Source organism: Martinezella rhizogenes (assembly GCF_007002745.1).
Taxonomy (GTDB): domain Bacteria; phylum Pseudomonadota; class Alphaproteobacteria; order Rhizobiales; family Rhizobiaceae; genus Agrobacterium; species Agrobacterium cucumeris.
The window spans coordinates 161361-188091 of the sequence record NZ_SGNY01000010.1 but is presented as its reverse complement, the minus strand read 5'-3'; the positions used below and the strand labels follow the sequence as shown (position 1 = coordinate 188091).

24 protein-coding genes are annotated in these 26731 nt (G+C 59.6%); 11 read left to right on the top strand and 13 right to left on the bottom strand.

Features of this window, described 5'->3' with window-relative positions; translation table 11 throughout:
* Window positions 1-243: 243 nt before the first annotated feature.
* The 6 genes from EXN68_RS27715 to EXN68_RS23610 form a co-directional block, all read right to left on the bottom strand.
* Window positions 244-417 carry a hypothetical protein gene (locus EXN68_RS27715; RefSeq protein ID WP_193559548.1) on the bottom strand — a complete coding sequence of 58 codons (174 nt, stop codon included), beginning with the start codon at window positions 415-417 and terminating at the stop codon, window positions 244-246.
* Window positions 418-750: 333 nt separating this feature from the next.
* Window positions 751-1986, bottom strand: a complete 1236-nt coding sequence (locus tag EXN68_RS23630; RefSeq protein WP_142843213.1) for a Gfo/Idh/MocA family protein — start codon at window positions 1984-1986, stop codon at window positions 751-753.
* Between the two features lie 19 nt (window positions 1987-2005).
* Complete coding sequence (locus tag EXN68_RS23625; RefSeq protein WP_142843212.1) at window positions 2006-2827, bottom strand: sugar phosphate isomerase/epimerase family protein; 822 nt, start codon at window positions 2825-2827, stop codon at window positions 2006-2008.
* A 27-nt stretch (window positions 2828-2854) separates the two neighbouring features.
* Window positions 2855-4018 (bottom strand): dihydrodipicolinate synthase family protein, encoded by a 1164-nt coding sequence (locus EXN68_RS23620; RefSeq protein ID WP_142843211.1) that lies wholly within the window; start codon window positions 4016-4018, stop codon window positions 2855-2857.
* A 10-nt stretch (window positions 4019-4028) separates the two neighbouring features.
* Entirely contained in the window at window positions 4029-5171 is a 1143-nt protein-coding gene (locus EXN68_RS23615) for a Gfo/Idh/MocA family protein (RefSeq protein WP_065116516.1), read from the bottom strand.
* A gap of 244 nt (window positions 5172-5415) precedes the next feature.
* Window positions 5416-6114 (bottom strand): TetR/AcrR family transcriptional regulator, encoded by a 699-nt coding sequence (locus EXN68_RS23610; RefSeq protein WP_065116515.1) that lies wholly within the window; start codon window positions 6112-6114, stop codon window positions 5416-5418.
* 117 nt (window positions 6115-6231) lie between these two features.
* Between EXN68_RS23610 and EXN68_RS23605 the strand changes: the two genes are divergently transcribed.
* The 4 genes from EXN68_RS23605 to EXN68_RS23590 all read left to right on the top strand — a co-directional run bounded on the left by EXN68_RS23605 (window position 6232) and on the right by EXN68_RS23590 (window position 10500).
* Window positions 6232-7521, top strand: coding sequence for an ABC transporter substrate-binding protein (locus EXN68_RS23605; RefSeq protein WP_142843210.1), 1290 nt, complete (start codon window positions 6232-6234; stop codon window positions 7519-7521).
* Between the two features lie 81 nt (window positions 7522-7602).
* Complete coding sequence (locus EXN68_RS23600; protein ID WP_225245840.1) at window positions 7603-8481, top strand: carbohydrate ABC transporter permease; 879 nt, start codon at window positions 7603-7605, stop codon at window positions 8479-8481.
* On the top strand, window positions 8474-9349 hold the full coding sequence (locus EXN68_RS23595) for a carbohydrate ABC transporter permease (protein WP_142843209.1): 876 nt from the start codon (window positions 8474-8476) through the stop codon (window positions 9347-9349). The genes EXN68_RS23600 and EXN68_RS23595 overlap by 8 nt, the downstream gene beginning before the upstream one ends.
* A gap of 77 nt (window positions 9350-9426) precedes the next feature.
* Window positions 9427-10500: an ABC transporter ATP-binding protein gene (locus EXN68_RS23590; RefSeq protein WP_065116511.1), complete on the top strand. Its 1074-nt coding sequence runs from the start codon at window positions 9427-9429 to the stop codon at window positions 10498-10500.
* A 173-nt stretch (window positions 10501-10673) separates the two neighbouring features.
* Here the strand turns inward: EXN68_RS23590 and EXN68_RS23585 are convergent, their stop codons facing one another.
* Genes EXN68_RS23585 through EXN68_RS23570 form a run of 4 tightly spaced genes read right to left on the bottom strand, consistent with a single transcriptional unit; the run spans window position 10674 to window position 15400 of the window.
* The gene (locus EXN68_RS23585; protein ID WP_142843208.1) at window positions 10674-11456 is read right to left on the bottom strand and encodes a sugar phosphate isomerase/epimerase family protein; all 783 of its coding nucleotides are present in this window, start codon (window positions 11454-11456) and stop codon (window positions 10674-10676) included.
* Window positions 11453-12469 (bottom strand): hydroxyacid dehydrogenase, encoded by a 1017-nt coding sequence (locus EXN68_RS23580; protein ID WP_142843207.1) that lies wholly within the window; start codon window positions 12467-12469, stop codon window positions 11453-11455. The genes EXN68_RS23585 and EXN68_RS23580 overlap by 4 nt, the downstream gene beginning before the upstream one ends.
* Window positions 12466-14343: a DUF2264 domain-containing protein gene (locus tag EXN68_RS23575; RefSeq protein ID WP_142843206.1), complete on the bottom strand. Its 1878-nt coding sequence runs from the start codon at window positions 14341-14343 to the stop codon at window positions 12466-12468. Before EXN68_RS23575 ends, EXN68_RS23580 begins: the two co-directional genes overlap by 4 nt.
* Entirely contained in the window at window positions 14336-15400 is a 1065-nt protein-coding gene (locus tag EXN68_RS23570) for a LacI family DNA-binding transcriptional regulator (protein ID WP_065116507.1), read from the bottom strand. Before EXN68_RS23570 ends, EXN68_RS23575 begins: the two co-directional genes overlap by 8 nt.
* 111 nt (window positions 15401-15511) lie before the next feature.
* Between EXN68_RS23570 and EXN68_RS23565 the strand changes: the two genes are divergently transcribed.
* From EXN68_RS23565 to EXN68_RS23535, 7 genes are all read left to right on the top strand, one after another.
* Window positions 15512-16804, top strand: a complete 1293-nt coding sequence (locus tag EXN68_RS23565; RefSeq protein WP_142843205.1) for an ABC transporter substrate-binding protein — start codon at window positions 15512-15514, stop codon at window positions 16802-16804.
* A 157-nt stretch (window positions 16805-16961) separates the two neighbouring features.
* On the top strand, window positions 16962-17891 hold the full coding sequence (locus EXN68_RS23560; protein WP_142843203.1) for an ArsR/SmtB family transcription factor: 930 nt from the start codon (window positions 16962-16964) through the stop codon (window positions 17889-17891).
* Window positions 17892-18011: 120 nt separating this feature from the next.
* The gene (gene arfA / locus EXN68_RS23555) at window positions 18012-19523 is read left to right on the top strand and encodes an arabinosylfuranosidase ArfA (RefSeq protein ID WP_142843201.1); all 1512 of its coding nucleotides are present in this window, start codon (window positions 18012-18014) and stop codon (window positions 19521-19523) included.
* A 7-nt stretch (window positions 19524-19530) separates the two neighbouring features.
* Window positions 19531-20604 carry an ABC transporter ATP-binding protein gene (locus tag EXN68_RS23550; protein ID WP_142843199.1) on the top strand — a complete coding sequence of 358 codons (1074 nt, stop codon included), beginning with the start codon at window positions 19531-19533 and terminating at the stop codon, window positions 20602-20604.
* Between the two features lie 72 nt (window positions 20605-20676).
* A complete protein-coding gene (locus EXN68_RS23545; RefSeq protein WP_142843197.1) occupies window positions 20677-21951 on the top strand; it encodes an extracellular solute-binding protein in 1275 nt (424 codons plus the stop codon).
* A gap of 69 nt (window positions 21952-22020) precedes the next feature.
* Window positions 22021-22905: a carbohydrate ABC transporter permease gene (locus EXN68_RS23540; protein WP_161991467.1), complete on the top strand. Its 885-nt coding sequence runs from the start codon at window positions 22021-22023 to the stop codon at window positions 22903-22905.
* Window positions 22902-23729 (top strand): carbohydrate ABC transporter permease, encoded by an 828-nt coding sequence (locus EXN68_RS23535; protein ID WP_046800433.1) that lies wholly within the window; start codon window positions 22902-22904, stop codon window positions 23727-23729. Before EXN68_RS23540 ends, EXN68_RS23535 begins: the two co-directional genes overlap by 4 nt.
* Before the next feature lie 18 nt (window positions 23730-23747).
* On the opposite strand, the gene EXN68_RS23530 is transcribed toward EXN68_RS23535, so the two are convergent.
* From EXN68_RS23530 to EXN68_RS23520, 3 genes are read right to left on the bottom strand one after another with little or no spacing between them, the layout of a single operon-like run.
* Complete coding sequence (locus EXN68_RS23530) at window positions 23748-24872, bottom strand: sn-glycerol-3-phosphate import ATP-binding protein UgpC (RefSeq protein WP_142843195.1); 1125 nt, start codon at window positions 24870-24872, stop codon at window positions 23748-23750.
* Between the two features lie 34 nt (window positions 24873-24906).
* On the bottom strand, window positions 24907-25791 hold the full coding sequence (locus tag EXN68_RS23525; RefSeq protein ID WP_142843193.1) for an ABC transporter permease subunit: 885 nt from the start codon (window positions 25789-25791) through the stop codon (window positions 24907-24909).
* Between the two features lie 7 nt (window positions 25792-25798).
* Window positions 25799-26689, bottom strand: coding sequence for a carbohydrate ABC transporter permease (locus EXN68_RS23520; protein ID WP_046800436.1), 891 nt, complete (start codon window positions 26687-26689; stop codon window positions 25799-25801).
* Between the last annotated feature and the right edge of the window lie 42 nt (window positions 26690-26731).

Genomic DNA, 26731 nt, shown 5'->3' with positions numbered 1-26731 from the left:
GTTGTGGTTCCCGCGATACCTTGCGGGATTGGATCGATTATTTGAGAGGAAATCCAACGAGAGCACGGAGGCTGGAGCGTCGGTCACAAGCAATGGTCGATTGGGCAAATATAGCCGGAATTTTCAATTTTGCAACGAGGGCGCGGTGGAAAATACGTTAAGTTATCTTAGTATTTCTTGTAAGTAATTATTTTAAAACGTTTTCCGCGATGCTCTGTAGCTGCCAGCCGCACGGGATACGTGTTAACCGGCGCCCGGCGAAACATCCTTCGCGTTGTCGCCATCTGGCAGGCTGCCTGCGCCCGGCGTCTTGTCATAATCGGTAAGCGAAGGTTTGGCGTGCGGGCCAGCTGGTGGAATTTCGCTGGCCTTGGAAGGGCTCTTTTCGACTGTCTTCGGCTTTTTCTGCTGCATCATGGCCTGTTCTCCTTTGGAAGGAAAACGCCGGCAGAAGCGCGAGGTTCCGCAGCTGTGCCGGGTTATGGCAACTGTTCATACGTCAGCGGCGGGATCGCGGTTTTTTCTCGTCCCTGTTCATATCGCGTCCCACCCATTTGAAGAAAACAAACAGGCTGGCACCGATGATGATAAGCGGAACGAAGGCTTCAAAACTGGACATAATTCACTCTCTCTTCCCCCGATAATCATATTATCGGGATGGAAGAGGCGCGTAATCTGCGGAATATCGTCCGTTCTTTTTGCCAGTTGCAGCGCGCGGCCCGCTGTCGAAGCGGCCGCGCGCCGAAGATTCTAGAGCGGCAGTGATTTCACCGCTTCGGAGCCGCCCTCGCGGGCGCTCTTCAGCGCCGCCACGCCACAGAGAACCGACATGGCGCCGGCACGTGAACCTGCCCGCTGGCGCAGCCGGTCATTCGAGCCCGGTTTGAAGATCATGTCGCGCATGCGGTTGTCGCCGCCATAATGACCGCCCGGCTCATGCGGCACCCAGATATGCTCGACACCGCCGCCGAAGCTTTTGACCAGCAGGATTTCATCGGCCGGCGGTTCCGTCCAGGGCTGCTTTTCATATTGGCGCATCTCGATGCGGCCCTTATGGCCGTTGAAGGCGATGTGATGACCTTCGATCGGCATATAGGTGTTGAGCGAATAGGATACCTGCACGCCGCTCGCATAACGGATCGAGGCGCTCATCGTATCGGGGATGTCGATCTCTTCGCGGAAGACGCAGGCATCGCGCATATAACCGTCAATGCTCGACGGATCTTCATAGAGCGCATCGAGGAAAGGATCGGCGCCGAGATCCATGAAATAATCGCACTCATCCTTGTGCGGACAGGTGCGACAGCGCGTTCCGCGGAACGGGCCGTTCTTGCCGTAATGCAGCAGCTGTCCGAAACCCTTCACTTCGACGGGATCGGAATCGAGATACCAGTTCAAGAGATCGAAATGGTGGGTGGCCTTGTGCACGAACAGGCTGCCGGAATGTTCGGTGAAGGCGTGCCAGCGGCGGAAATAGTCCGCACCGTGCTGGTTATCGAGATACCAGTGAAAATCGACTGACGTGACCGTGCCGATGGCCCCGTCGTCGATCAGTTCCTTGATCCGCGCGGCGGTGGGAGAGAAACGGTAATTGAAGGACACATCGACCCGGCGGCCGCTTTTGGCCTCCGCTGCGCGAATACGGTCGATCTTTTCCGGGGTGGTGGTCATCGGTTTTTCGCTGATGACATCGGCTCCGCCTTCCAGCGCGCGGATGATGATGTCGTCATGTGTATCGTCAGGCGTGCAGACGATCACCAGTTCCGGGCGCTGCTCCAGCATCATCCGGTCGAAATCGTCATAAAGCGGTGCGTTCGAGCCCATCATGGCGCGGGCGCGTTCGGCGCGCATCAGGTTCAGGTCGCAAATGCCGACCAGCTCGACATAATCGCTCCAACCGGCCAGAAGTTCGCGGCCCCACATGGTGGTGCCGCGATTGCCGGTGCCGACCAGCGCATAGCGTTTGCGTTTCACCCTTTCAGGCATTGTCTCTCTCCCGGATATCTCAACAAACAGTCTTGAAACGCTCGACCACCGTGGACAGAACCTCGTCCATTGGCCGCGCCTGCCAGCGATGCGAAAAGATTTCCACTTCCTGCGGGCCGTGGAAGCCGGCAGCCTCGATCATGGCGCGAAATGCCTTCAGGTCAATCACGCCGTCACCCATCATGCCGCGATCATTGAGCGGGTCGGTGGTCGGCACCAGCCAGTCGCAGATGTGGTGGGCAAGGATTTGCCCGTTCCTGCCGGCCCGCGCCACCTGTTCCTCCAGTTCCGGGTCCCACCAGACGTGATAGACGTCGATGGCAACGCCGGTGCCGGCCCCCAGCCGGTCGCAGAGATCAAGCGACTGTTTCAGTGTGTTGAAGCAGGCGCGCTCGGCGGCGTAAAAGGGATGTAGCGGTTCGATGGCAAGCGGCACGCCGGCGGCTCGGGCATAGGGCAGAAGTTCGGCCATGCCGTCTTCCACCATCTGCCGCGCGCCTTTCAGATCGCGGGAACCGGCGGGCAGGCCACCGACAACAAGCACGAGGCAATCGGCCTTCATGGCGGCCGCTTCATCGACGGCGCGTTTATTGTCCTCGATGGCGAGGCGGCGGCCTTCCGCATTGGGCGCGGGGAAGAAGCCGCCCCGGCAATGGCCGCTGAGGCGCAGCCCGTTCCGTTCGACAATGCGGGCGGCTTCCGCGAGCCCGACGCCGTGCACCTGTTCGCGCCAGGGCGAAATGGCGGTGATGCCATGGGCAAGGCAGGCATCAACGATGGCGCCAAAAGCACCGCCCTGGCGCACGGTGGCGAAATTGATGGAAAGGCCTTCAAGGCTCATATCGATATCTCCCCTAGTTCTGCTGCCTCAGCCAATGCCACGGACCGAAAGAAACGCCTTCATGCGGTGCGTTGCGAGATCCGGTTCGGCCAGCACATTGGCCTTGTCCGCCAGCCGGAAAAGCTCGGCGAAATGCTGCGTGGAGCGGGTGCTTTCCTGCCCGCCAACCATGGTGAAATGCTCCTGCAACCCGTTGAGATAGGCGAGGAACACCACGCCGGTCTTGTAGAAGCGCGTCGGCGCCTTGAAGATATGGCGCGACAACGCCACCGTCGGCTCCAGAATATCGAAGAACTCGTTGTCCGCGCCACGCTTCAGGCTGGCGAGAGCCTTGGAGGCGGCCGGCGCAATGGCGTCGAAAATGCCGAGCAGGGCGTCCGAATGCCCCTGTTCGTCACCGGCGATCAATTCGGCATAGTTGAAGTCGTCGCCGGTATACATGCGCACACCAGCCGGCAGGCGGCGGCGCATGACGATTTCCTTTTCCTTGGAAAGAAGCGAAATCTTGATGCCGTCGATCTTGTCGGCATTTTCCTCGATCATGGCAAGGCAGGTTTCCATGGCCTGCATGTGGTCACCGGAGCCCCAGTAACCCTCAAGCGCCGGGTCAAACATCTCACCCAGCCAGTGGATCACCACTTTCTGCTCGGCGCGGGAAAGCACCCTGGCATAAGCCTTGAGATAATCATCCGGCGAGCGGGCAGCAGCGGCCAGCGCGCGGCTTGCCATAAGGATAACGCGTCCGCCTTCTCCCTGAACAAAATCAAGCTGTTCCAGATAAGAGTCGATAATCTGGTTTAGATCATAACCGCCACTATCGAGATGGTCTGTGCCCACGCCGCAGGCAATCAGCGCATCCTTGCGGCTGGCTGCTTCCTTCAGCGAACGGGAGATCAGTTCCTGCGCCTGCGGCCAAGCGAGCCCCATGCCGCGCTGCGCCGTATCCATGGCCTCGGCGACACCGAGGCCAAGGTCCCACAGGCGGTGACGGAAGCGCAGTGTCGCGTCCCAGTCGATGGCGGGCGTCAGCCACGGGTCATTATCGGCAAACGGATCGGCCACCACATGGGCGGCGGCGAAAGCGACGCGGTTGAAATCCGCAGCACTTCGTTTTTCAACCGCGACGGGCGTGCCGGACAATTTGTAGACCTCGATACTACGGTCGTCCTTCGGTAGCTTGAGTTCGCTCAACATCGCCTCCTCAGGAAATAGCCGGAACGTCGAGCCAGCGGCGTTCCTTCCACGATCTCAGCCCCAGTTCGGCAAGCTGCACGCCCTTCACGCCTTCCATCAGCCCGTAGGGCCATGGGTCATTGTCCACCAGATGGCGCACGAACATTTCCCACTGCGCCTTGAAGCCGTTGTCATAGACGACATTGTCGGGCACTTCCTGCCAGGTCTTGTAGAAATCGATGGTCTGCGGCTGGTCGGGGTTCCACACCGGTTTCGGTGTATTGGTGCGGTGCTGGGTGAAGCATTTGGTCAGGCCTGCCACCGCCGAGCCATGGGTGCCATCCACCTGGAAGGTGACGAGATCGTCGCGGCGCACCCGCACCGCCCATGAGGAATTGATGTGGGCGATGGCGCCGCCTTCCAGCTCAAAAGTGGCATAGGCCGCATCGTCCGCATCCGCCTTATAGGCTTTGCCCTGCTCATCAAAACGTTCCGGAATATGGGTGGCGCCGAGGCAGCTTACCGATTTCACCGGGCCGAACAGATTGTCGAGCACATACCGCCAGTGGCACAGCATATCGAGAATGATGCCGCCGCCATCCTTCAGGCGGTAGTTCCATGACGGGCGCTGCGCCGGCTGCCAGTCTCCCTCGAACACCCAGTACCCGAACTCGCCGCGCACCGAGAGGATTTTGCCGAAAAATCCGCTGTCGCGCAGCATGGCGAGCTTGCGCAGGCCGGGCAGGAACAGCTTGTCCTGAACGACGCCGTGCTTGATGCCGGCGCTTTCGGCGAGCCGGGCAATCGCCAGCGCCTCTTCCATCGTGTCGGAAATCGGCTTTTCGCAATAAACGTTCTTGCCGGCCTTGATGGCTTTCTCCAGCAGGCTGCCGCGCATCTGCGTCGTGCCGGCATCGAAGAACAGCGTATCGTCAGGGTTTGCAAGCGCCGCATCGATATCAGTCGTCCAGCGGGCGACATTATGCTTTTTCGCGATTTCCTCGATCTTTGCGCCGTTGCGGCCGACCAGAATGGGGTCAAGCATGACCCTTTCGCCGTTCTTCAAAAGCACGCCGCCCTGATCGCGAATAGCGAGAACGGAGCGAACGAGATGCTGGTTGTAACCCATGCGGCCGGTGATGCCGTGCATGATGACGCCGATACGTTTCATGAATTTCCTCCCAAGGCGGCCTTTTCCCGAAAGCCGCTTCCGTCAAACATGGCAATTTGTAACCATTTGGTTATTTGTGGTCGTGAAGGATGCGATCTGTCAAGGTGTTTTTGGCGGACAAAATTCGAATTTTGAGAGAGGCCGTCGTTCGCCTTCCTCACCGCGCCGCAAAAGAAAACGACGCGCTTCGCGGATGCGAAAGCGCGTCGTCGCTGTTGTTAAACGAGAATTCGGTTCTGCCGGCTCAGACTGGCCGCACTGCAGCAAGCAGCGTGTCGACGATGTGCTGGCCCCATCTTTCCAGTTCGGCAGGGTCGGTCAGGTCGCGCTGGAAGATCGTCGAGAGCGTGAACCGGTTCGAAAGATAGAAAGCGCCGAGTGAAGCGATGGTCAGATAGACGTCGATCGGATCGAGGCCGTCACGGAACTCGCCGGTGTCACGGCCGCGCCGCAGCACCTCTTCCAGCTCCGAAATGAAATTCGAATGCATGGCGGCAATCGTCGGGGATTGCCTGAGATAGCGGGCTTTATTGAGGTTTTCGGTGGCGAGGATGCTCAGGAATTCGGGGTGATCGAGGAAATAGTGCCAGGTGAAAAGCGCAAGCTCCCGCAAGCCCTCCGAAGGGGGCTTGCGGGTGAGGTCGAGCCGCCTTTCGGTGTGGCGAATATGGCGATAGGCATCTTCCAGAACGGCGAGATAAAGCGCATCCTTGTCGCCGAAATAATGGTAGATCATCCGCTTGTTAGTGCCGGCGCGGCGGGCGACGACATCGATTCGAGCCCCCGCCAGCCCCTTGGCGGCCACCTCGCGGCGGGCGGCTTCAAGGATGGCGGCCCGGGTTCTTTCAGGGTTTCGCACCTGTGCGGTGGCGCGTTTGCGCTTGGGGGCAGGTGCTTTTTCCGAAGCCGGATCGAGTGGCTGGTTTTTTGTCGTTTCTTCCATTTCAGCACCCGCTTGACAATGTTTGCGATCAGTGTTCCCATGTAACCAATTAGTTATAAAACGGCAAGTGTCGTTTACGTTCATCATCAATTGGCAGTCAATAGGGAGGAGTTGCCAATGCCCATGATGCTTCACAGGAGAGGTGTGCTTTCAGCAGGGCTTGCGGCCCTGTCGCTTGCAACATTGGGAGGAGGGTCGGCGCAGGCGCAGGCCGCGCGCCTTCGCATGTTGTGGTGGGGGTCGCAGGAACGCGCCGATCGCACCAACAAGGCGATATCGGCCTACAAGCAGGTCAAGCCGGATCTCGATATTGCCGGTGAGTTTGCCGGCTGGAGTGATTACTGGCCGCGCCTTGCCACGCAGGTGGCGGGCCGCAACGCGCCTGACCTGATCCAGATGGATTATCGTTACATCTTCGAATATGGCCGTCGCGGCGCGCTTGCGCCGCTCGATGAATATATCGGCAAGGGCCTGAAGATCGAAGATTTCGGCAAGATGAACATCGATTCCGGCCGGGTCGATGGCAAGCTTTACGGCATTAATCTCGGCGTCAATTCCAGCGCCGTTTTCTTCGACCAGGCGGCCTGGGAAAAATCCGGCGCGACGCCGCCATCCATCGGCCAGACCTGGGAAGAGTTTGCCGAAAACGCCGCCAAGCTCAGCAAGAACAAGCCGAAACCCGGTTATTATGCCACGGCCGATGCTAGCGGCGTGGAGCCGAGCTTTGAGAACTGGCTGCGCCAGAACGGCAAATCGCTCTACACGCAGGATGGCGGCATCGGCTTTGACCCTGCTGATGCGACCAAGTGGTTCACTTTGTGGGCGGATCTGCGCAAGAGCGGCGCCTGTGTGCCGGCCGATGTGCAGGCGCTCGACCAGCTCAATATCGAAACCAACCCGCTGACGACGGGCAAGGCGGCAACCGCATTCGCCCATTCCAACCAGTTCGTCGGTTATCAGAAGCTCAACAAGGCCAAGCTTGCCATAAGCTCCTATCCGAAGAGCACGAAGGATGGCCCTTCCGGCCACTATCTCAAACCTTCCATGCTCATCAGCGTCGCCAATGGCAGCGCCGGCATCCAGCAGGCGGTTGGGTTCATCAACTTCCTGGTCGCCGACCCGCAGGGCATCGATATTCTGGGCGTTGAACGCGGTGTTCCCGCTTCGGAATCCATGCGTAACGCGCTTACCCCCAAGCTCGATGAGGTCAGCAAGAGCATGGTGGAATATATCGCCGAGATTACCCCCGGCGTCGGCGATCTGCCGCCGGCGCCACCCCCGGGTGCAGGCGAATTCGCCTTTGTCCTGAAACGCACGGCGGAGGAAGTTGGCTTCGGCAAGATTTCGCCTGAAGAGGGCGGTGACCGCCTCGTCAAGGAATCTGAAACCGTTATCAAACGGAAGTGATTGCGTATGGCATTTCGATCTGAAACTCTTGTGGGGGAGAGCCGTGGCGCGGCTCTCCCGAAGCGGGGCAGCGTGAAGCGGATGTTCGACCGCAATATTCACGCCTACCTGTTTCTCCTGCCCTGGCTGATAGGCTTCTTCGGCCTCACGCTGGGCCCGGCGCTCGCGTCGCTTTACCTGTCTTTCACCAATTATGACCTGTTGCAGTCGCCGGACTGGGTGGGGGCGGCAAACTATGTGCGCATCGCCACCGATGATCCGAAATTTGCAGCGGCCATGCAGGTGACGTTTACCTATGTGCTGCTGTCGGTGCCGCTGAAGCTCATCTTCGCTCTGCTGGTGGCGCTCGCCTTCAATCGCGGCATCAAGGGTTTGACGCTCTACCGGGCGATCTTCTATCTGCCGTCGCTGCTGGGTTCCAGCGTGGCCATTGCCGTGCTCTGGCGCCAGCTTTTCGCCTCTGACGGCCTCGTCAACATGATCCTGTGGCAGGCTTTCGGTTATGAAGGACCAAGCTGGATTTCCAATCCGGATTATTCGATCTACACGCTGGTCATCCTGTCCGTTTGGCAGTTCGGTTCGCCGATGATCATCTTCCTCGCGGGTCTGAGACAAATCCCGCAGGATATGTATGAAGCCGCCGAAATCGACGGAGCAAGCAAGGTGCGGCAGTTCTTCCGCATTACCCTGCCGCTCCTGACACCGGTGATATTCTTCAACGCCGTGATCCAGACGATCGATGCCTTCAAGGCCTTCACGCCCGCCTTCATCATTTCCGAAGGCACCGGCGGGCCGATCAACTCGACGCTGTTCTACACGCTCTACCTCTATCAGGAAGCCTTTGGTTTCTTCCGCATGGGCTATGCCTCGGCGCTTGCCTGGATTTTGGTGATCATCATCTCGCTGTTCACGGCCTTCTCGTTCCTCAGCGCGAAATACTGGGTGCATTACGATGACTGACGCTGTTACCGCTCCCCGGCCCGGACAAGGCCCGCAACGCACACCGCTGAAATCGGTGATGCTCCACACCGCGCTGATCATTGCTTCCTTTGCGATGCTCTATCCAATTCTGTGGATGATTTCAGGTTCGTTCCGGCCGCAGGATGAGCTGTTCGGTTCTTCCTCGCTCATTCCCTCGTCGGTCGATATCGGCGGTTATATCCGCGGCTGGACCGGGCTGCAGGTGAGTTTCGGGCAGTTTTTCTGGAACTCCTTCTTCATCTCGGTGCTCGCCACCATCGGCAATGTGGTCGGCTGCTCGCTCACCGCCTTCGCTTTTGCAAGGCTGCGGTTCGGTGGGCGCAATTTCTGGTTCGCGCTGATGCTCGGCACCTTGATGTTGCCCTATCATGTCGTGCTCATCCCGCAATATATCCTGTTTCTGGAAATGGGCTGGGTGAACACCTCGCTGCCGCTGATCGTGCCGAAATATCTGGCGACGGATGCCTTCTTCATCTTCCTGATGGTGCAGTTCTTCCGCGGTATCCCGCGTGAACTGGACGAGGCTGCTGTCATGGATGGCTGCTCGCCCTTCCGCATCTACTGGAAGATCATGTTGCCCCTGTCGATGCCGGTGCTGGCGACGGCTGCCATCTTTTCCTTCATCTGGACCTGGGACGATTTCTTCGGTCCGCTGATCTATCTGAACGACATCAACACCTACACCGTGCAGCTCGGCCTCAGATCCTTCGTGGATTCCACCGGCAGCTCGGACTGGACCTCGCTTTTCGCCATGTCCAACCTGTCGCTGGTGCCGGTCTTCCTGTTCTTCCTGTTTTTCCAGCGGCTGCTGATCGAAGGCATCGCCACGACGGGAATGAAACGCTGAACCGAGAAAACATTTTATAAGACCATCAACACTGTCGCGGCCGCCCTTGGCGCGGCGCGACAGTCGGGAGAAACAGCATGGCAAGCAGCATTACTCTGGAAAAAATCGTCAAGCGGTTCGGCGCTTTTCCGGTCGTTCACGGTATCGATCTGAAGATCGAGCCGGGTGAATTCACCGTTTTTGTCGGCCCCTCGGGCTGTGGTAAATCCACGCTTTTGCGCATGATTGCCGGGCTGGAGGAAATCTCCGAGGGTGATCTTCGCATCGATGGCGAAAGGGTCAACGAAACAGCCGCCTCCAAACGCGGCATCGCCATGGTTTTCCAGTCCTATGCGCTTTATCCGCATATGAGCGTCTACAAGAACCTCGCCTTCGGTCTGGAAACCGCGGGTTACAAAAAACCGGAGGTCGAGGCGCGGGTGCAGAAGGCCGCCGATATCCTGCAGATCGGCCCGCTGTTGCAGCGCAAGCCGAAGGCGCTTTCGGGCGGCCAGCGCCAGCGTGTCGCCATCGGCCGGGCCATCGTGCGCGAGCCGAAAATCTTCCTCTTCGATGAGCCTCTGTCCAACCTCGATGCCGAACTGCGCGTGCAGATGCGCGTCGAAATCGCCAAGCTGCACCAGACGCTCGGCAGCACCATGATCTATGTGACGCATGACCAGGTGGAAGCCATGACAATGGCCGACAAGATCGTCGTGCTGCGTGACGGCCGCATCATGCAGGTCGGCCGCCCGCTCGATCTTTACAATAATCCCGCCAACCAGTTCGTGGCCGGCTTCATCGGCTCGCCGAAGATGAACTTCCTCTCCGCCAAGGTGGTTTCAGGCGACAGCTCCAACCGCACCATCGAGGTGGCCGGCCAGCGCATCGTGCTGGAAAAGCCGGTTGCGGCCGGCGAAGGCGAACCGCTGACCTTCGGCGTGCGCCCCGAACACGTCAACCCGCAGGCGCAATCCTCGCTCGGCGAAGCTTCCATCCAGCTCGTGGAACATCTGGGCGGCTCGACGGTGGTTTACACCAACACCCCGGACGGCCAACCGGCCACCGTGCTGCTGGACGGCCAGCGCCCAATCCGCATCGGCGAGACCATTCCCTTTGCATTCGATCTGGCCAAGACCCATCTGTTCGGGGCGGATGGGCGGCGGATATGAGAGTGGGTGGGTGAGAGCTGTCTCACCACAGGGCGGCTAACGAAGTCCGCAAAGCTTGCGTTATCATCCTCGGGCCTGTCCCGAGGATCTGCAACATGTTGATTTTGTTCAACGTGATTAGATTCCCGGCACAGGGCCGAGAATGACGTCGCGTGTGAGGTTGCAATCGTGCACTAATCGGTATGACCGGCGAGGATCTCGCGTAGCGCCACCGCATCTTCCGCAAACTGGCCGACATCGTCACCTTTGACGAATTCCAGCATCGCATAAGCCGGTTTCGTCCATTCGCTCTGCGGCAACGCCTCGACACACGACCGCCAATAATCGGCGCGGTCGGCAAGCGGCAGGCGGCTGGTGTCGGCAAGCCATGCGAAGACGTGCAGATGGCAGATGCGTGAGCCAATTTCCGATATTTCAGCGAGAGCCTTTTCGAGCGGCAGGCCGGGTGCCGGCTGCCAGTAGAAAAAGAGGTTGGGCACGGCCAAATCCTGCGCCAGTTGCAGGGCCGAGGGCAGGGTGTCCGTCAGTGAATTGGGGTGATATTCCAGCCCGATCGTCATGCCGTAATCTTGCGCATGGCGGGTGATCTCTGCCAGCGCCTCGGTGGCCCTGCGGCGCTCGGCGGGAGAGTAGTCGGTGGAGGGCCGTTTGCGTTGGCCCGGCCAGATGCGGATATGGCCGGTGCCGAGCGCTTTGGCGGTTTCGAGAACGGCGGTCAAATCTTCCCGCTTAAAATCCGGCGCGAAGATGTAGGAGCCGTAGGAAGAGACGGTCAGGCCCGCTTTGGCGGTCCGCTCGGCCACATCCCTGGCGTTTTCGAGATCGCCTGACGGCACATGTATATCCGCGCCCCACTCGATTGCCTTGATGCCGTTTGCGACGGCAAGGTCGATGACGGCCTGCGGCGACAGGGAGCGGAAGGTGACGGAGCAGAGGCCCGGCTCGAAGATTCTCATGCGATCAGTTCCAGATGTTCCGGCCGCACCTGCTGTTCAAGTGCCACACCCTGGCAAAAGCGTTCGATTTCCGCGATTGCCATGTCGCCCAGCCTGGCGCGTTCGAGGCCCACGGCGCCGGCGATGTGCGGTGTCAGGAATACGTTGGGCAGGCTGTAGAAGGCAGAGTCCGGCGGCGGCACTTCCGGATCGGTCACATCGATGACGGCTTCGATACGCCCGGTTTTCAGTTCCGCCAGCAGCGCCTCTTCATCAACGAGCGCACCACGCGCCGTGTTGATCAGGGTTGCGCCGTCCTTCATCCGGGCAAGCGCTTCCGCGCCGATCATATGTCGGGTCTGCGGCAGCGACGGCGCATGCAGCGAAATGACGTCGCTGATTGCCATCAGCGCATCAAGCGTTACCAGTCGCACACCAAGGCGCTCCGCCTCTGCCGCGCTTAAAAACGGGTCGAAAAGGATGATGTCGAGATCGAAGGGTTTCAGCAGATTGATGACCCGACGCCCGATGCGCGATGCGCCGACCACCCCGACCGTCAGGCCGAGATTGCCGATGGCCTGCGATTGCAGGCGATCGACGTTTTCGCGTCCGCGATCGTTTCCATAAAGCCGTCGGAAGCTGAATACGCGCTTGCCGGCAAGCAGGATCATCGCCTGCGTAAATTCGGCGACCGGCTGCGCATTGGCTTCCGCCGCGCTGCACACGGTGATGCCGCGCTCGAAGACCGCCTGCGAGAGGAAATATTTCACCGTGCCGGCGGCATGGGAAATCAGCTTGAGCCTTGGCATCAACGCGAGTTCCCGTGCGCCGATATCGGGACAGCCCCAGCCGGTCAGGAGAATATCCGTCCGTTCCAGCTGGTCTTTTACCGATGGATCGTGAAAGTCGCGAATCCGGCTGATATCGACGATATCGACGCTCTGTGACAGCCTGTCGAGCGCCTGTGGTGTCAGCACATGCTGCGTCCGCTCCGGGTCCATGGCAAGGCTGAGACGCGGAAGCGGGCTCGTCATCGTGGCTCTCCCGTCGCCGCCATGCTGCTGACCGGGACGCCGTGCTCTGCAAACAGGCGGTCGAGCGCCTTGATATCCGGGAGCGCTGGAACAGCTGCCAGGGCTTTTTTGCTTTCAGACCCGGTCAATCCCGCAAAAACGGCGCAGGCAAGCAGAGTTTCGCCGGCTGGAATGTCCCCGCGCAATTGCGGCACCGTGGTTTTGGCATTGACGAGGTTGGTATTGGGCAGCGCCTTCAGTGCGATGCCCTGGCGGGATATGACGGAGCCGAGATCGATTATCGCGGAAATGTCGGTGCCGCAATCCGCCGATGCTTGGCCGGCTGTCTCGGTTACGGCATCCCTGTCGCCGTCATTGCGATTGATGGCGAAGCCGCCTTCGGTGACGGAAAGCGCGCGGGCGGTGGTGATCCGGTGCAGCCGGATGTGCCAGTCGCCGGCGGCAACCAGCGTCGTTTCAACCTCGACATCGGGGAAAGGTTTCCATGTCGCCCGCAGATTGTCCCCGGCCAGCAGAACCGTTTCGTTGGTTTCGCGCACGCGGTAATGCAGGCCGTCGTCAGAGAAGGCCAGCATATTGTCAAAACCATTGGTCTTGAAGCCGCGCTCATCCACTTCCACACCAAAACCATAACGGGAGGAATAGGCGAATTTGGCATATTTCTCCGACCCGCCGCGCATGGAGAGGGTTTCCTGCCCGCTGCAAAGTGCCGTGACGTTGCCTTTGGTCCGCATCATCACCATGCCGGGGTGAATGAGCGGCCGTGGTTTGGTGGAGGTTTCGGGCAGCTTTTCTTCCGCCTGCCAAAAGGGGTGGCTTTCCGGCAAGGCGAGCGGCAGGAAGGCCTTGAAGGCCCAATAGGGCGAACCGGCCGAATTATAACTTTCCGACATGGTCAGTTGCGGATAGGCGTAACCGATGGAGAGAACGCCGTCGCGGTCAGCGATCGGTTTTTGCGCCCACCAGCGCAGATGCTGCAGATAAAGCCCCTTGATCTCGCCCCAGGGCAGGGCCTCTTCATCGGCAAAGGCAAGGCCGGCCCAGAAGCCGCCGCAGGCGAAACGATAGGTCATGGACCGGCCAAAGGCGAGCGCCCCGCCATCCTCATCGAACCAGCTGGCAAAATCGCCGGCAAACAGGCGGGCGCGTTCACGGTAACGTTCGGCGTAAGCATCGTCAGGCTTGCTGAGTTTCGCGTAGATCAGGCCGTAAAAATGCATGGCGAAGGCGATATAGTGGTCGATGCGGCGATAATCGCCGTCCCGATACCAGCCGTCGGCAATGTAGAAACTGTCCAGCTCCTTCTTGAAGGTTTCCGTCAGGCTGCGGTCGAAATCTATGCCGAGATGATCGAGCGCCATGTCGACCATCACCCGGAAGAACTTCCAGTTATTATCGGCATAATTGCGCTCGCGCGCCGTCAGCAGATAGCGGCGGACATTGTCTTTCTGCGTGTCGGAGAGGGGTTCCCAAAGATGTTGCGGTGCAAGCCGAAGCGCGAAGCCCAGAGCTGCAAGTTCCACCAGCCGCTGATCCTTCTGGCGCACGTCGCCCCAATAATCGGGATGGGCGGGATCGGTGCCGTTGGCGATGCCTTTTGCCAGAATCGGCCAATGCTCAAAGCTGTCGCCGCTGAGCGCCAGCGGGGCGATGCCCCAGAGCGGCCGGGCAAATCCTTCCAGATCGGCCGCTGCCCGGTCAAAATGCGCGGCAGTGCCGCTGAGTGTCACCCTTGCGCCGCTTTGCGAAAAATAGGGCAGAAGCGGTGTGAAACTGTCATCCAGCGCCTTCCTGACATCGGCGCGGGTTCTGAGCGGATTACCATAGAGCGGATTGAAACGGGTCATCGGATCATTGTTTGCCGCATCATGCATTACGTATCGCCTTTCCCGTCTTTTTCGCCTGTCCGGCGGTCTGTCCTTCCACCAGCTGCACACCCAGCTGCACCTGCCGGGCATTGGCGGAAGGTTCCGTCAGCCGGCGGCGCATCAGTTCCACGGCCTCGCGGGCAATTTCGCGGCGGTCGACGCGGATGGTGCTGAGGCGAGGGGTGGAGAGTTCGGCAAAGGGCAGATCATCGAAGCCGATGATGGAAAGATCATCGGGTACGCCAAGGCCAAGCTCCTGCGCTGCCCCCAGCGCGCCGAGCGCAATCGCATCATTCATGCAGAAAATGCCTGTCAGATCGGGGTTTTTGGCCAATAGCTGGCGAACCGCATCGCCCGCCTGTCCAAAGCCGCTATCCACCGTTGTCAGCAGGAACTCCTCATAAATGGCTCCCTCCTGTTCGAGGATGGTGTGGCGGAAGCCGCGCATGCGCTCGCGTATGGTGTGGCGGTGGTGCGGGCCGATATAGGCGACCTTGCGGTGGCCGAGTTCCAGAAGCCGCCGCGCCGCCATCGCACCGCCGTAAAAATTGGAGGGCGAAACACAATCCAGCGTCATCGAGGGGTCGGCGCTGTTGACCAGAACCGGCTGAAGCACTCCCTGCGTGATGCGGTGGATGATCTCCTCTTCAGGGTCGAGGCCGATGGCAAGAAGGCCGTCCGCCTCGCAGACCCGCTGTGTCAGCGCGTCATCCACCTGTTTCTGGTGCAGCAGCCGGATATCGAGTTCAAACCCGTCCGTCTGGGCGAGGCTGCGCAGCATGTCGAAAATATCGTGATAAAAAGCGCCGATATCGCCGGTTGCCCTTTCGGCGGACATCAAGGCGAGAACCTTTTTGCCTTCCAGCGGCACGCCGCCGGCCTGGCTGGTGACCGGCCGCAGCGGATAGCCAAGTTCCGCCGCAACCCCCAGAACCTTTGTCTGGATCGAAGCGCTGATGCCTTTTTCCCCGGCGAGAACACGAGAGACGGTGCTGATGGAAACACCGGCGCGCTGGGCGATATCCGACTGGCGCGGGCGGCTGATGTCGGGCGTATCGTTCATGTCGTCTCCTGCGCTTGCAAAAAAATCTATTATGATGCAAATATTGCAAATACAGAAAATTTGCAAGAATTAAGTAGTCAGTGAAAAATTTGCAAAACGCGGGAGGAGCAGATGCAAACTATCGACAGACGTGGATTTTTGGTGACGGCGGCGCTGGCCGGTCTTGGGGTTGCGGCGGGCGGTTTCCGCGCGCTGGCGGCCGAGACGCGGCTTCGTTGCGTGTGGTGGGGATCAGCCGATCGCAACAAACGCACCAATGACGTTATCGCCCTTTACCAGAAGGCCGATCCGCAGACGGTGGTCAGCGGCGAAATGATCGCCGGCTCCGACTACTGGACCAAGCTTGCGACCTCGATGGCCGGACGCAATGTCGCCGATATCTTCCAGCTGGAACCATCCACCATCGCCGATTATTCCGGCCGTGGCGCCTGCATGGAACTGGACAAGTTCGTCGGCTCGGCGCTTGATCTTTCCAGCTTCGGCAAGAGCGAGATCGATCTTTGCCGCATCGACGGCAAGCTCTACGGCGTCGGTCTGGGGCTCAATTCCTTCTGCATGATGTATGATGCCGAAGCGATGAAGGAAGCCGGCGTTTCCATGCCGGAAGGGCAGATCACCTGGACGGCGCTGGCGGAACTGGCGCGCGATTTCAAGAAGAACGGCCCGGCGCGGCGCAATTACTGGGCGGTGCCCTATGGTGCGCGTTACCACTATGTCTTCGATGTCTGGCTTCGCCAGCGCGGCAAGCTGCTGTTTCAGGATGGCACCATCGGCTTCAACAAGGAAGACGCCAAGGAATGGTTCGCCTATTGGGAGAAGCTGCGCGAGGACAAGCTCTGCGTTTCCGCCGATATCCAGACGCGTGATGACAACACCATCGAATCCAACGCCTTGACGCTTGGCAATTCCGCCATCGGTTTTGCCTATTCCAACCAGCTTGTGGGTTATCAGGCGCTGAACAAGAAGACGCTGTCCATCGGCATGCTGCCGGGTGAGGGGGCTGGCAAGCCGACCGGGCATTATTACCGGCCGGGGCTCATCTGGTGCATTTCGTCCACCTCCACCAATCCGGAAGCGGCGGCGAAGTTTATCAACTTCTTCGTCAATGATCTCGATGCCGGCAAGGTGCTGGGTGTCGAGCGCGGCGTGCCGCCGGCAAAGAAGGTGCGTGAGGCGGTGTTGCCAAGCCTCAACGAGACCGAGCGCAAGACGGTGGATTATATCGAGAGCCTTTCCGGCAAACTCGATCCCTATCCGGAGCCCGCCCCCATCGGCGCCAATGAGTTCGACCGCGGCGTGATGCGACCGATTGCCGATTCGCTCGCCTTCGGTCGCGCCAGCGTGGATGAAGCGGCGCAGAATCTTGTCGACACCGGCACGCGGACCCTGCGCAAGCGCGGTTGACGACAAAGGGGCATCGCCACGCGGCCAAGGCTGCGCGGCGATGCCTTTTTCATGTCTTTAACCTTCAGATATGCCCGAACGATAAACAACACTGGACAAGTATAGGGTATTTAAGCCAGAAATCCTGATCTGGATCGATAAATCTGAAGATTAGAGAATGGCCCCCAATTTCCTCCTGGTTGATGCTGAAAAAGAATTCGATGTCCTGAAAGCGGCCGCATCTTTGATCCGCGTGCAGATATTGAAGCTGCTGCACGAGACGAGCGGTCTGAATGTCAACGAGATCGCGCAGCGGCTGAACCTGCCTCAGTCCACGGTATCCGCCGGCGTGGCCGTTCTTGAAGAGGCGGGGCTGCTGCGAACCGAGACGCGCAAGGCGCGCAAGGGCAGCCAGAAAATCTGCTTCGCCACCTGCGACGAACTCATCGTTTCCTTCCGAAAACCCGAGACACCGGCGGCCTCCAATTACATAGCGGTGGCCATGCCGCTTGGTCTTTACACCCAGAGTTCGGTAACGGCACCCTGCGGCATCTGTTCGCCTGATGGTATTATCGGGCTTCTGGATGTGCCCGATACCTTCATGGATCCTGACCGCATGAAGACGGCGCTCTTGTGGCTGACGTCGGGCTTCGTGGAATATCAATTCCCCAATAATGCCAAGATTCAGGGCCGAAACGTCGAAGAAATCGAGTTTTCGATGGAGGTCAGTTCCGAGGTGCCGGGAACGCACAGCAACTGGCCGTCGGACATAACCCTTTCCGTCAATGGCAGGGAGATCGGCGTGTGGACCTCGCCGGGCGACTTTGGTGACAAGCGGGGTGTGTTTACGCCCGATTGGTGGAAACTTTCCGGTTCGCAATATGGAATGCTCAAAACCTGGCGCATCACGGCGCAGGGGACCTATGTCGATGGCACCCGCATTTCGGATGTGACGCTGGCGGATATCGATCTGGTGAGCCATCGTTCCATCCGCCTGCGCATCGAGGTCAAGGCTGATGCGAAACATCCGGGCGGGTTGAATATCTTCGGCCGGGGTTTCGGAAATTACGATCAGGACATCGTCCTGCGCCTGCGCACGGCAGACTGAGCCTTCAAATTTTAAAAGTATGATTTTCGCGGTTGACAGGCGCGGATTCCCTCGGCAACTATATTATCAAATATGGTTTATACCATATTTCATGATATAAATGCGCAGGGAGGAGAACCTATGAAAGCGCGGGTTTCAGTCCACCGGGACTTCCGGATTGGGCGTATCGACGATCGCCTATATTCCGCCTTCATCGAACATATGGGGCGTGCGATCTATGGCGGGATTTACGAGCCCGGCCATCCGCAGGCGGATGAGAACGGCTTTCGCAGGGATGTCCTGAAATTCGTGCAGGACCTGAAGATTCCCGCCATCCGTTATCCCGGCGGCAATTTCGTTTCGGCCTATCGCTGGGAAGACGGTATCGGCCCGCGCGACAAGCGGCCTATTCGTCTGGACCTTGCCTGGCGGTCGAAGGAAACCAACCAGATCGGCATCAATGAATTCGCAGACTGGGCCTCTATGGCCGGCATCGAGATGATGCTTGCGGTCAATCTCGGCTCCCGTGGTCTGGATGATGCCCGCAACTTCCTTGAATATGTGAATTTCCCAGGTGGCACCGAGCTTAGCGATCTGCGCCGCAGCCACGGCACCGAGCAACCGCATGGCGTGAAGATGTGGTGCCTCGGCAACGAGATGGACGGCCCCTGGCAGATCGGCCACAAGACGGCCGTGGAATATGGCCGGCTCGCCAATGAAACCGCCAAGGCTTTCAAGGGCTTCGACCCGACAATTGAAGCGATCGTCTGCGGCAGTTCGAATGACGGCATGCCGACCTATCCCGAATGGGAACGCGAGGTGCTGGAGGAATGCTACGAGAATGTCGATCATATCTCGCTGCACAAATATTTCGGCAATAACAGCCGCGACACGCTGAATTATTTCGGCAAGATCGAAGAGACCGGCCGTTATATCCAGACGATTGCCGGCGTCATCGATTATGTGAAAGCCAAGAAGCGCGCCAAGAATGATGTTTCCATCTGCTTTGACGAATGGAACGTCTGGTATCACATCCGCGAAGACGACAGCAAACGCGTCAAGAGCTGGGACTGGCCGGAAGCGCCGGCCCTGCTGGAAGAGACCTATAATTTCGAGGATGCGCTCTTCGTTGCCGGTCTGCTGAATGAGTTCATTCGCCGCTCAGACCGGGTACGCATCGCCTGCATCGCCCAGCTCGTCAACGTCATAGCCCCCATCCGGGCGGAAAAGAACGGGCCGGCCTGGCGCCAGACGATCTATTACCCCTATCAGTTTGCCTCGCTTTATGGCCGTGGTGTTGCGCTGAATGTTGCAGTGGATTGCCCGACCTACGATTGCAACGCTGCTGACGACGTCAAATATCTCGATGTTGCCGGGGTCTTCAGCGAGGAAGAAGGCGTGGTGACGCTGTTTGTCCTCAACCGCCATCTCACCGAGGCGGCGGAGATCAATGTCAGCCTCACCGGATTTTCATCCGCCACCCTCAGCCTGCATCTTGCGATGGCGGGATATGACCTGCGGGTTGGAAATGGCCCCGACCAGCCCGACCGCGTCGTGCCGGTGCCGGGCAGTGGCGTCGCTGTCGAGGATGGGGCACTCAAAGGCTCCGTGCCGGCCCTGTCCTACCATGTGCTGCGCCTGAAGGTTCAGTGAGGCGGTGATGGGTGTCCGTCTCAACAATATCGCCAAGTCCTTCGGATCGTTCGCAGCGATCCGGGACGTCTCGATGGAAATCCCGACCGGCAGCTTCGCGGTGTTCGTGGGGCCTTCCGGTTGCGGAAAATCCACCCTGTTGCGCATGATCGCCGGGCTTGAGGAAACCAGTGGCGGCCGCATCGCCATTGACGACCGTGATGTCACCGCGGTCGAACCGGCGGATCGCGGCGTGGCGATGGTCTTCCAGAATTATGCGCTCTATCCGCATCTGACGGTGTTCGAGAACATGGCTTTCAGCCTGCGGCTTGCCCGCCGGCCGAAGGCGGAGGTGAATGAGAGGGTGGGTGAGGCCTCCCGTATCCTGCAGCTTGACGAGCATCTGCACAAAAGGCCCTCCCAGCTTTCAGGCGGCCAGAGGCAGCGTGTGGCCATCGGCCGCGCCATCGTGCGGCAGCCGAAAGTGTTCCTGTTCGATGAACCCCTGTCCAATCTGGACGCCGAGTTGCGCGTGCAGATGCGGCTGGAACTGACGCGGCTGCACCGCAAGCTCGGCGCGACGATGATCTATGTCACGCATGACCAGGTGGAAGCGATGACGCTTGCCGACAGGATTTTCGTGCTGAAGGGCGGCATCGTGCAGCAGGCGGGCGCGCCGCTGACGCTTTATGACGATCCCGACAATCGTTTCGTGGCGGGTTTTATCGGATCGCCAGCGATGAATTTCCTGCAGGCCGATGTGGTGGAACAGCGCGATGGCCGCGTGACGCTTGTGCTCGAAGGCGGCGAGCGGCCTCTCGAAGCGCGGTTGTCGCAGCCGGTGTCGCCCGGCCAGCGGCTGGAGATCGGTATCAGGCCGGAACATCTGGCGATCACGGATGAGGGCGTCTTGCCCGTAATCGTCGAGGTGGCCGAGGAGCTTGGCGATCTGTCTTACCTCTACACCCGCACCGGGGCGGGAAAGGAGCTTATCGTGCAGCGGCAGGGCTCCCGCGAGCAACTGGATGGCCGGTCCGTCTCGCTCAGCGCCTCGCCGGACAGGATTCTGGTTTTCGACAGCGACGGCAAAAGGTTGCGATAGGCGCGAGGAGGCGCCTTTCGATGCAGCAAACCATCCCCTGACGGGGTGTTTCAAGAAACGGGAGGAATGACGATGCGATTGATCAAGACATTGCTTATCGGCACGGTTCTGGGTTTGACCGCCATGCCGGCGCTTGCCAAGCAGGATATCATCTGGTGGGACTTTCTGGCCGGTGGTGACGGCGTGCGCATGAAAGCGCTGATCGAGGCCTTCAACAAGGAACATCCCGATATCCAGATCAAGGGCACGACGCTGGAATGGGGCGTTCCCTTTTACACCAAGGTCAGAACGGCCTCTGCGGTGGGTTCTGGGCCGGATATCATGACCTATCACCTGTCGCGCGCGCCGCTTGGCCTTGAAGAAAAAGTGCTGAGCGAAATCACCGCGAAGGATCTTGAGGATGCCGGGCTGAAGACGGAAGACTTCTTCAGCGCGCCGGTGGAGGCGGCCACCCAGGATGGCAAGCTTTATGCCGTGCCGTTCGATATTCACGCCCTTGTTCTGTATTACAACGCCGATCTTCTGAAGGGCTCTCCCTATCTCGATGCCGAAGGCAAGCTGACCGGCATAAAGACGATCGAGGATTTCGAAAAGGCGCTCGCCTGGGCGAAGGAAAATGGCGTTGAGACGCCGATCACCTATCAGTCGGGCGGTGAAGGCGGAGTGTGGCGGGTGTTCTACACGCTGCTGTCGCAGCAGGGTGGCGAACTCGTCACCGGCAAGGAGGTTCTGGCCGGCGACAATGCCGAAAAGGCCACCAAAGCCATCGACACCATGTCCAGATGGCGGGAAAACGGCTGGGCGCCGGAACAGGCGGAATATGAGGCCTCGGTGGCGCTGTTTTCCGCCGGCAAATCTGCTTTCCAGCTGAATGGCGTCTGGGAAGTGCCGACTTACAAGGATCTGGAAAAGAACGGCAAGCTCGGTTTCAAATGGAGCGCGGTGGAAGTGCCGCCTTTGATGGGCAAACGCGCCACCTGGGCGGATTCCCATGCTTTTGCCATCCCCAATGAAGGTGACAAGACGGTTTCCGGCGAAAAACGCGCCGCCGTCATGACGGTGATCGGCTGGATGGAAAAACACGCCATCAGCTGGGCCGATGCCGGACATATTCCAGCCTATAAATCGATTACCGAAAGTCCCGAATATAAGGCCATGCAGCCCAACGCCACCTATGCCACGCTGGCGGAGGCGGCGGTGTTTGACCCCAAGACCACGATTACCGGGGTTGCCTCTCCGGCCTATGACGCGGCACTCAACGTCATCGCACCGGCCATTCAGGGTTTTGTCGGCAGCGCGGAAGCCGTCGAGCAGATCCAGTCCGAACTTCAGGGCAAACTCAAATAATCCACGCCTGCCCTCCGGCCCCGATGGCTGGAGGGCATCGCGCAATGCGCAGAGGCCCGGAGGCATTCCATGGCAATGATTGAAAACCGGCGGAAGAAGTCGCTGATCGCGCTGTCGATGGTGACGCCATTCATCGTCGTCTTCGCCACTTTCTTCCTTTATCCGCTGATCGAGATGGTGCGCATCAGCTTTACCGATGCGCCGCTGATCGGCGAGGGAAACTGGGTCGGGTTTGAAAACTACGCGAAACTGCTGGGCGACCGGCTGTTTGTCACCTCGCTGAAGAACAACGGTTATTTCGTTCTCTTGACCGTGGTGCCGACCACCATCATCGCGCTGATGATTTCGCTTGCCGTCAGCCGGCTGTCGGGCATCGGGCAGACAATCGCCATGAGCCTGTTTTTCCTGCCTTACGTGCTGCCGGTTTCTGTGGTGACGGAGATCTGGGCATGGATGCTCGATCTGCAGTTCGGTGTTCTGCAACCGGTCATTTCGCTGCTGGCGGGCAAGCCGGTCGCCGTCTTCAAAAACCCCTATTGGGTGATGCCGATGGTCGCTGTCGTCACCATCTGGTGGACGAACGGTTTTAACGTGCTGCTGTTCATTGCCGGCCTGCGCAATATTCCGGCCGAACTTTATGAAGCGGCGGCACTGGATGGCGCGACGACCTGGCAACGCTTCCGCCGCGTCACCTGGCCGCTTCTGTGGCCCGTGACGGCCCTTGTCCTGACGCTGCAACTGATCCTGCAACTGAAGATATTCGACCAGATTTACTTGTTGAGCGGCGGCGGCCCTTTCAATTCCAGCTTTGTGCTTCTCCTCAAGGTCTACCGGGAGGCCTTCCAGATGAACAATGGCGGTTATGCCTCGGCCGTCGCGACCGTGCTTTTCCTGTTGATCGTCATCGTTTCCGTTCTTCAGTTCCAGCTGCTGCGCATCCGGAGGAACTCATGAGCCCGACCCGAAAACTCGAGAATATTGTTCTCACCCTTTTGACCTTTTCGGCGGCGCTGGTGTGGATTTTTCCGCTCTACTGGAGTTTTGTCACGTCGCTTCGCTCCGATGAAAATGTCGCCGGCAACACATCGCTGCTGCCGGATGAGTTCCAGCTGGGTGCCTATGTGAACGCCATCTTCAACACGCGGCTGCTGACCTGGTATGTCAATTCCATCGGCACCGCTGTCATCGTCACGGTCTCCGTCCTGTTCATTTCCATGCTGTGCGCCTATGCGCTGTCGCAGATCCGCTTTCCGGGACGGCGGCTGCTCTATGGCATCGTGCTGGCAAGTTTCATGGTGCCGGCGCAGACGCTTGTCGTCACGCAATTCATCCTGATGAAGAACCTCAACCTCATCAACACCTGGGCCGGCATCATCCTGCCGCAGCTCATCACCCCCATCGTCATCATCGTCTACAAGCAGTTCTTCGACAGCGTGCCGAAGGAGATGCGCGAAGCCGTGGTGCTGGATGGCGGCGGCGAATACACGATCCTGTTCCGGGTCTATCTGCCGCTCAACTGGGGGATCACGACCGCCATGGCGATCGTGACCTTCATTTCGGTGTGGAACGCCTTCTTCTGGCCGTTCCTCGTCGTCACCTCGGAAAACATGATGACGATCCCCGTCGGCATCACCCAGGTCAACGACGCCTTCGGTGTCGCTTATGCCCGCCTGATGGCCGTTGCGATGCTGGCAGCACTACCGGTCATCATCGCTTACGTCATCTTCCAGCGCCGCGTGACGGAGGCCATCATGATTTCGTCAGGCGTGAAGGGGTAAGCCGAAAGGCCTTGTCTTTTAGACCGCCAGCAATGCCTCCTTGCCGACGTTACTGGCCTCGGCCGCTCCTTCCGTTTCGATCCTCTTGCCGGTAGCCGGGTCGAAGAAATGCAGGTGCGCAGGCGGCATGGTGAGGTGGATGCGCTGGCCGGGTTTGACCGAAAGGTCTTCGCCGATTGCGGCGGAAAAGGTTTCGCCGGCGATCTCGGCATGCACGATGCGGCCGGAGCCGAGTTCTTCGACGAAATCGACGATCGCCGGTACGCCAGCACCCTCTTCCTTGCTGACAAGGCAATGTTCCGGGCGAATGCCGACCGTCACGTCGCGGCCGCGCAGTTCGAGACCGGTCTCAGGGAAGAGCCTGACCGCCGCGCCGCCCAGCATCACGGCAGGTGATTCGACTTCGACCCTTGTCGTGAACAGGTTCATCGCCGGGGAGCCGATGAAGGATGCGACGAAGGTGGTGGCCGGGCGATGATAGATGTCGAGCGGATGGCCGACTTGCTCGACATTGCCCTTGTTCATCACCACCAGCCGGTCGGCCAGCGTCATCGCCTCCACCTGGTCATGGGTGACGAAAACGGAGGTGGCGGACAGGCGCTGGTGCAGCTTGCGGATTTCGGCGCGCATGGTGACGCGCAGCTTGGCATCGAGGTTGGAGAGCGGCTCGTCGAACAGGAACACCTGCGGTTCGCGGATGATCGCGCGGGCCATGGCGACGCGCTGGCGCTGGCCACCGGAAAGGGCGGCCGGCTTGCGTTCCAGAAAATCGGTAAGGCCGACGATCTTTGCGGTTTCTTCGATGCGGCGCAGGCGCTCGGCCTTGGCGACGCCGGCAACCTTCAGCGCATAACCGATATTGCTGGCGACCGACATATGCGGGTAAAGCGCATAATTCTGGAACACCATGGCGCAGCCGCGTTCACGCGGCTCGAGCCTGTTGACGACGCGCCCGCCAATGGCGATTTCACCTGATGTAATGTCTTCCAGCCCGGCGATCATGCGCAGAAGCGTGGATTTGCCGCAGCCCGAGGGGCCGAGGATGACGACGAATTCGCCGGATTCGAAAGAGAGATCCACGCCATGCAGGGTGGGTGTCTTGCCGTAGGATTTGCGGACCTGGCGGATATCGATCTGAGCCATGATGGGAAACCTTGTTGTTGAAAACCGCGCGCCGTCACTTCTCGGACGAAACGAGACCGCGGACGAACCAGCGTTGCAGGAAGGCCACGACGAGAAGCGGCGGTGTGATGATGATGAGCGAGCCGGCGAGCGTGACGTTCCAGTCCGGCGTGCCGTCTTCGGCGGGCAACAGCGCCCGTAGCGACATCATCACCGTCTTGTAGGAAGGGTCGGTGACCATCAGGAGCGGCCAGAGATACTGGTTCCAGGCATAAACGAACATGATGGTGGTGAGCGCCGCCATGTTGGTGCGTGACAATGGCAGGAGCATCTCCACGAAGAAACGTATCGCGCCCGAACCGTCCATGCGCGCGGCCTCCGCCAGCTCGTCCGGGATGGTCATGAAGAACTGCCGGTAGAGGAAGGTGCCGGTGGCGGTGGCGACCAGCGGCAGGGTGAGGCCCGCATAGGAGTTGAGAAGGTTCCACTCCACCGTCACCTCGATGCCGAACAGGCCGAGAATGGAACGGAACGGCTGAAAAAGATCGGCCGCCACCGAATAAGTCGGCACGACGCGCACTTCGAGCGGCAGCATGAGGGTGATGAACACCGTCCAGAAGAACAGATGTTTGAGCGGCGAGCGGAAGAAGACGATGGCGAAGGCGGTAAACGCCGAAAGCGCGACCTTGCCGATCGTGACGAGCGTCGCCATGATCATGCTGTTCCACAGCGCATTGCCGAGATTGGCGCGTTTCCAGGCTGTCTCGGCATTGGCGAGAAACTCGCCCTGCGGCATAAAGTGGAACGGTACGCTGTTGACCTGGGTTATCGTCTGGCTCGCTCCGGCGATGATGACGACGAAGGGGCCGATGAGCAGAAGGAAACCGGCGACCATCAGAATATAGGTCAGGGCGTCGGCATAGGGGGTGCGCTGGATCATCGCCGCCTCACTTGTAATGGACCTGCCGCTCGACGAAGCGGAACTGGATGAAGGTGAAAACCATGATGAGGCCGATGAGGACGAGGCTCTGCGCCGAGGCGCCGGAATAGTTCAGCCCCTCGAAGGCTTCGCTGACGATGCGGTAGACCATCACTTCCGTCGCGCGGTTGGGGCCGCCTTCGGTGGTGGTGGCGACGATGCCGAACGTGTCGGCGCCGACGAAGCCTTCGGTCATCATGATCACGGTCAGGAAGAACAGGGTCGGCGCGAGCAGCGGCACCTGGATATCGATGGCGCGGCGGATGGGGCCGGAACCGTCCATGGCGGCGGCTTCCGTCAGCGAGCGCGGAACGGATTGCAGGCCGGCAAACAGGAAGATGAAGGTGTATCCGGCCCATTTCCAGATGAAGATGACGATGACGAGGATCAGTGCGTGTTCGCCGTATTTGGCCGGGTTCCAGATATCCGGCCACCAGGCGTTGAGGGAGGCGGCGAGACCACGCTCGGGTGACAGGATGAAGCGGAAGGCCATGCCGGCGGCAGGACCCGCGATGGCATAGGGCAGGATATAAAGCACCCGGAAGAAACCGGATCCGGGCAGGGCGCGATCGACGCACAGCGCCAGCACGAGGCCGATGAGGATGGTGAAGAACGGGCCGGCAATGGCGAAAACCATGCTGACCAGCACGGATTGCCAGTAAAGCGGATCGAGGAAGGTTTCCTCGAAATTGGCAAGGCCGACAAATTCCGCAGCGCCGCCGAAGGGCGGTTCGAGCGTGAAGGCCCAGTTGATGACCGCTGCCACGGGCCAATAGAAGAACAGGAAGATCAGCAGAAGCTGCGGCAGGGCGAACAGCACGGGCAACCACGTGCTTTTGAAGACGGCGCGCTTTTCCATGAAAAAACCGGCAATGCTGGAGAAATGGGCGGACTTGCCCGT

Excerpts from the sequence above, each read along its gene's own strand:
- EXN68_RS27715 (WP_193559548.1), bottom strand. The coding sequence starts at position 417 with ATGATGCAGCAGAAAAAGCCGAAGACAGTCGAAAAGAGCCCTTCCAAG.
- EXN68_RS23630 (WP_142843213.1), bottom strand. The coding sequence starts at position 1,986 with ATGCCTGAAAGGGTGAAACGCAAACGCTATGCGCTGGTCGGCACCGGC.
- EXN68_RS23625 (WP_142843212.1), bottom strand. The coding sequence starts at position 2,827 with ATGAGCCTTGAAGGCCTTTCCATCAATTTCGCCACCGTGCGCCAGGGC.
- EXN68_RS23615 (WP_065116516.1), bottom strand. The coding sequence starts at position 5,171 with ATGAAACGTATCGGCGTCATCATGCACGGCATCACCGGCCGCATGGGT.
- EXN68_RS23610 (WP_065116515.1), bottom strand. The coding sequence starts at position 6,114 with ATGGAAGAAACGACAAAAAACCAGCCACTCGATCCGGCTTCGGAAAAA.
- EXN68_RS23605 (WP_142843210.1), top strand. The coding sequence starts at position 6,232 with ATGCCCATGATGCTTCACAGGAGAGGTGTGCTTTCAGCAGGGCTTGCG.
- EXN68_RS23600 (WP_225245840.1), top strand. The coding sequence starts at position 7,603 with ATGTTCGACCGCAATATTCACGCCTACCTGTTTCTCCTGCCCTGGCTG.
- EXN68_RS23595 (WP_142843209.1), top strand. The coding sequence starts at position 8,474 with ATGACTGACGCTGTTACCGCTCCCCGGCCCGGACAAGGCCCGCAACGC.
- EXN68_RS23590 (WP_065116511.1), top strand. The coding sequence starts at position 9,427 with ATGGCAAGCAGCATTACTCTGGAAAAAATCGTCAAGCGGTTCGGCGCT.
- EXN68_RS23585 (WP_142843208.1), bottom strand. The coding sequence starts at position 11,456 with ATGAGAATCTTCGAGCCGGGCCTCTGCTCCGTCACCTTCCGCTCCCTG.
- EXN68_RS23580 (WP_142843207.1), bottom strand. The coding sequence starts at position 12,469 with ATGACGAGCCCGCTTCCGCGTCTCAGCCTTGCCATGGACCCGGAGCGG.
- EXN68_RS23575 (WP_142843206.1), bottom strand. The coding sequence starts at position 14,343 with ATGCATGATGCGGCAAACAATGATCCGATGACCCGTTTCAATCCGCTC.
- EXN68_RS23570 (WP_065116507.1), bottom strand. The coding sequence starts at position 15,400 with ATGAACGATACGCCCGACATCAGCCGCCCGCGCCAGTCGGATATCGCC.
- EXN68_RS23565 (WP_142843205.1), top strand. The coding sequence starts at position 15,512 with ATGCAAACTATCGACAGACGTGGATTTTTGGTGACGGCGGCGCTGGCC.
- EXN68_RS23560 (WP_142843203.1), top strand. The coding sequence starts at position 16,962 with ATGGCCCCCAATTTCCTCCTGGTTGATGCTGAAAAAGAATTCGATGTC.
- arfA (WP_142843201.1), top strand. The coding sequence starts at position 18,012 with ATGAAAGCGCGGGTTTCAGTCCACCGGGACTTCCGGATTGGGCGTATC.
- EXN68_RS23550 (WP_142843199.1), top strand. The coding sequence starts at position 19,531 with ATGGGTGTCCGTCTCAACAATATCGCCAAGTCCTTCGGATCGTTCGCA.
- EXN68_RS23545 (WP_142843197.1), top strand. The coding sequence starts at position 20,677 with ATGCGATTGATCAAGACATTGCTTATCGGCACGGTTCTGGGTTTGACC.
- EXN68_RS23540 (WP_161991467.1), top strand. The coding sequence starts at position 22,021 with ATGGCAATGATTGAAAACCGGCGGAAGAAGTCGCTGATCGCGCTGTCG.
- EXN68_RS23535 (WP_046800433.1), top strand. The coding sequence starts at position 22,902 with ATGAGCCCGACCCGAAAACTCGAGAATATTGTTCTCACCCTTTTGACC.
- EXN68_RS23530 (WP_142843195.1), bottom strand. The coding sequence starts at position 24,872 with ATGGCTCAGATCGATATCCGCCAGGTCCGCAAATCCTACGGCAAGACA.
- EXN68_RS23525 (WP_142843193.1), bottom strand. The coding sequence starts at position 25,791 with ATGATCCAGCGCACCCCCTATGCCGACGCCCTGACCTATATTCTGATG.
- EXN68_RS23520 (WP_046800436.1), bottom strand. The coding sequence starts at position 26,689 with ATGGAAAAGCGCGCCGTCTTCAAAAGCACGTGGTTGCCCGTGCTGTTC.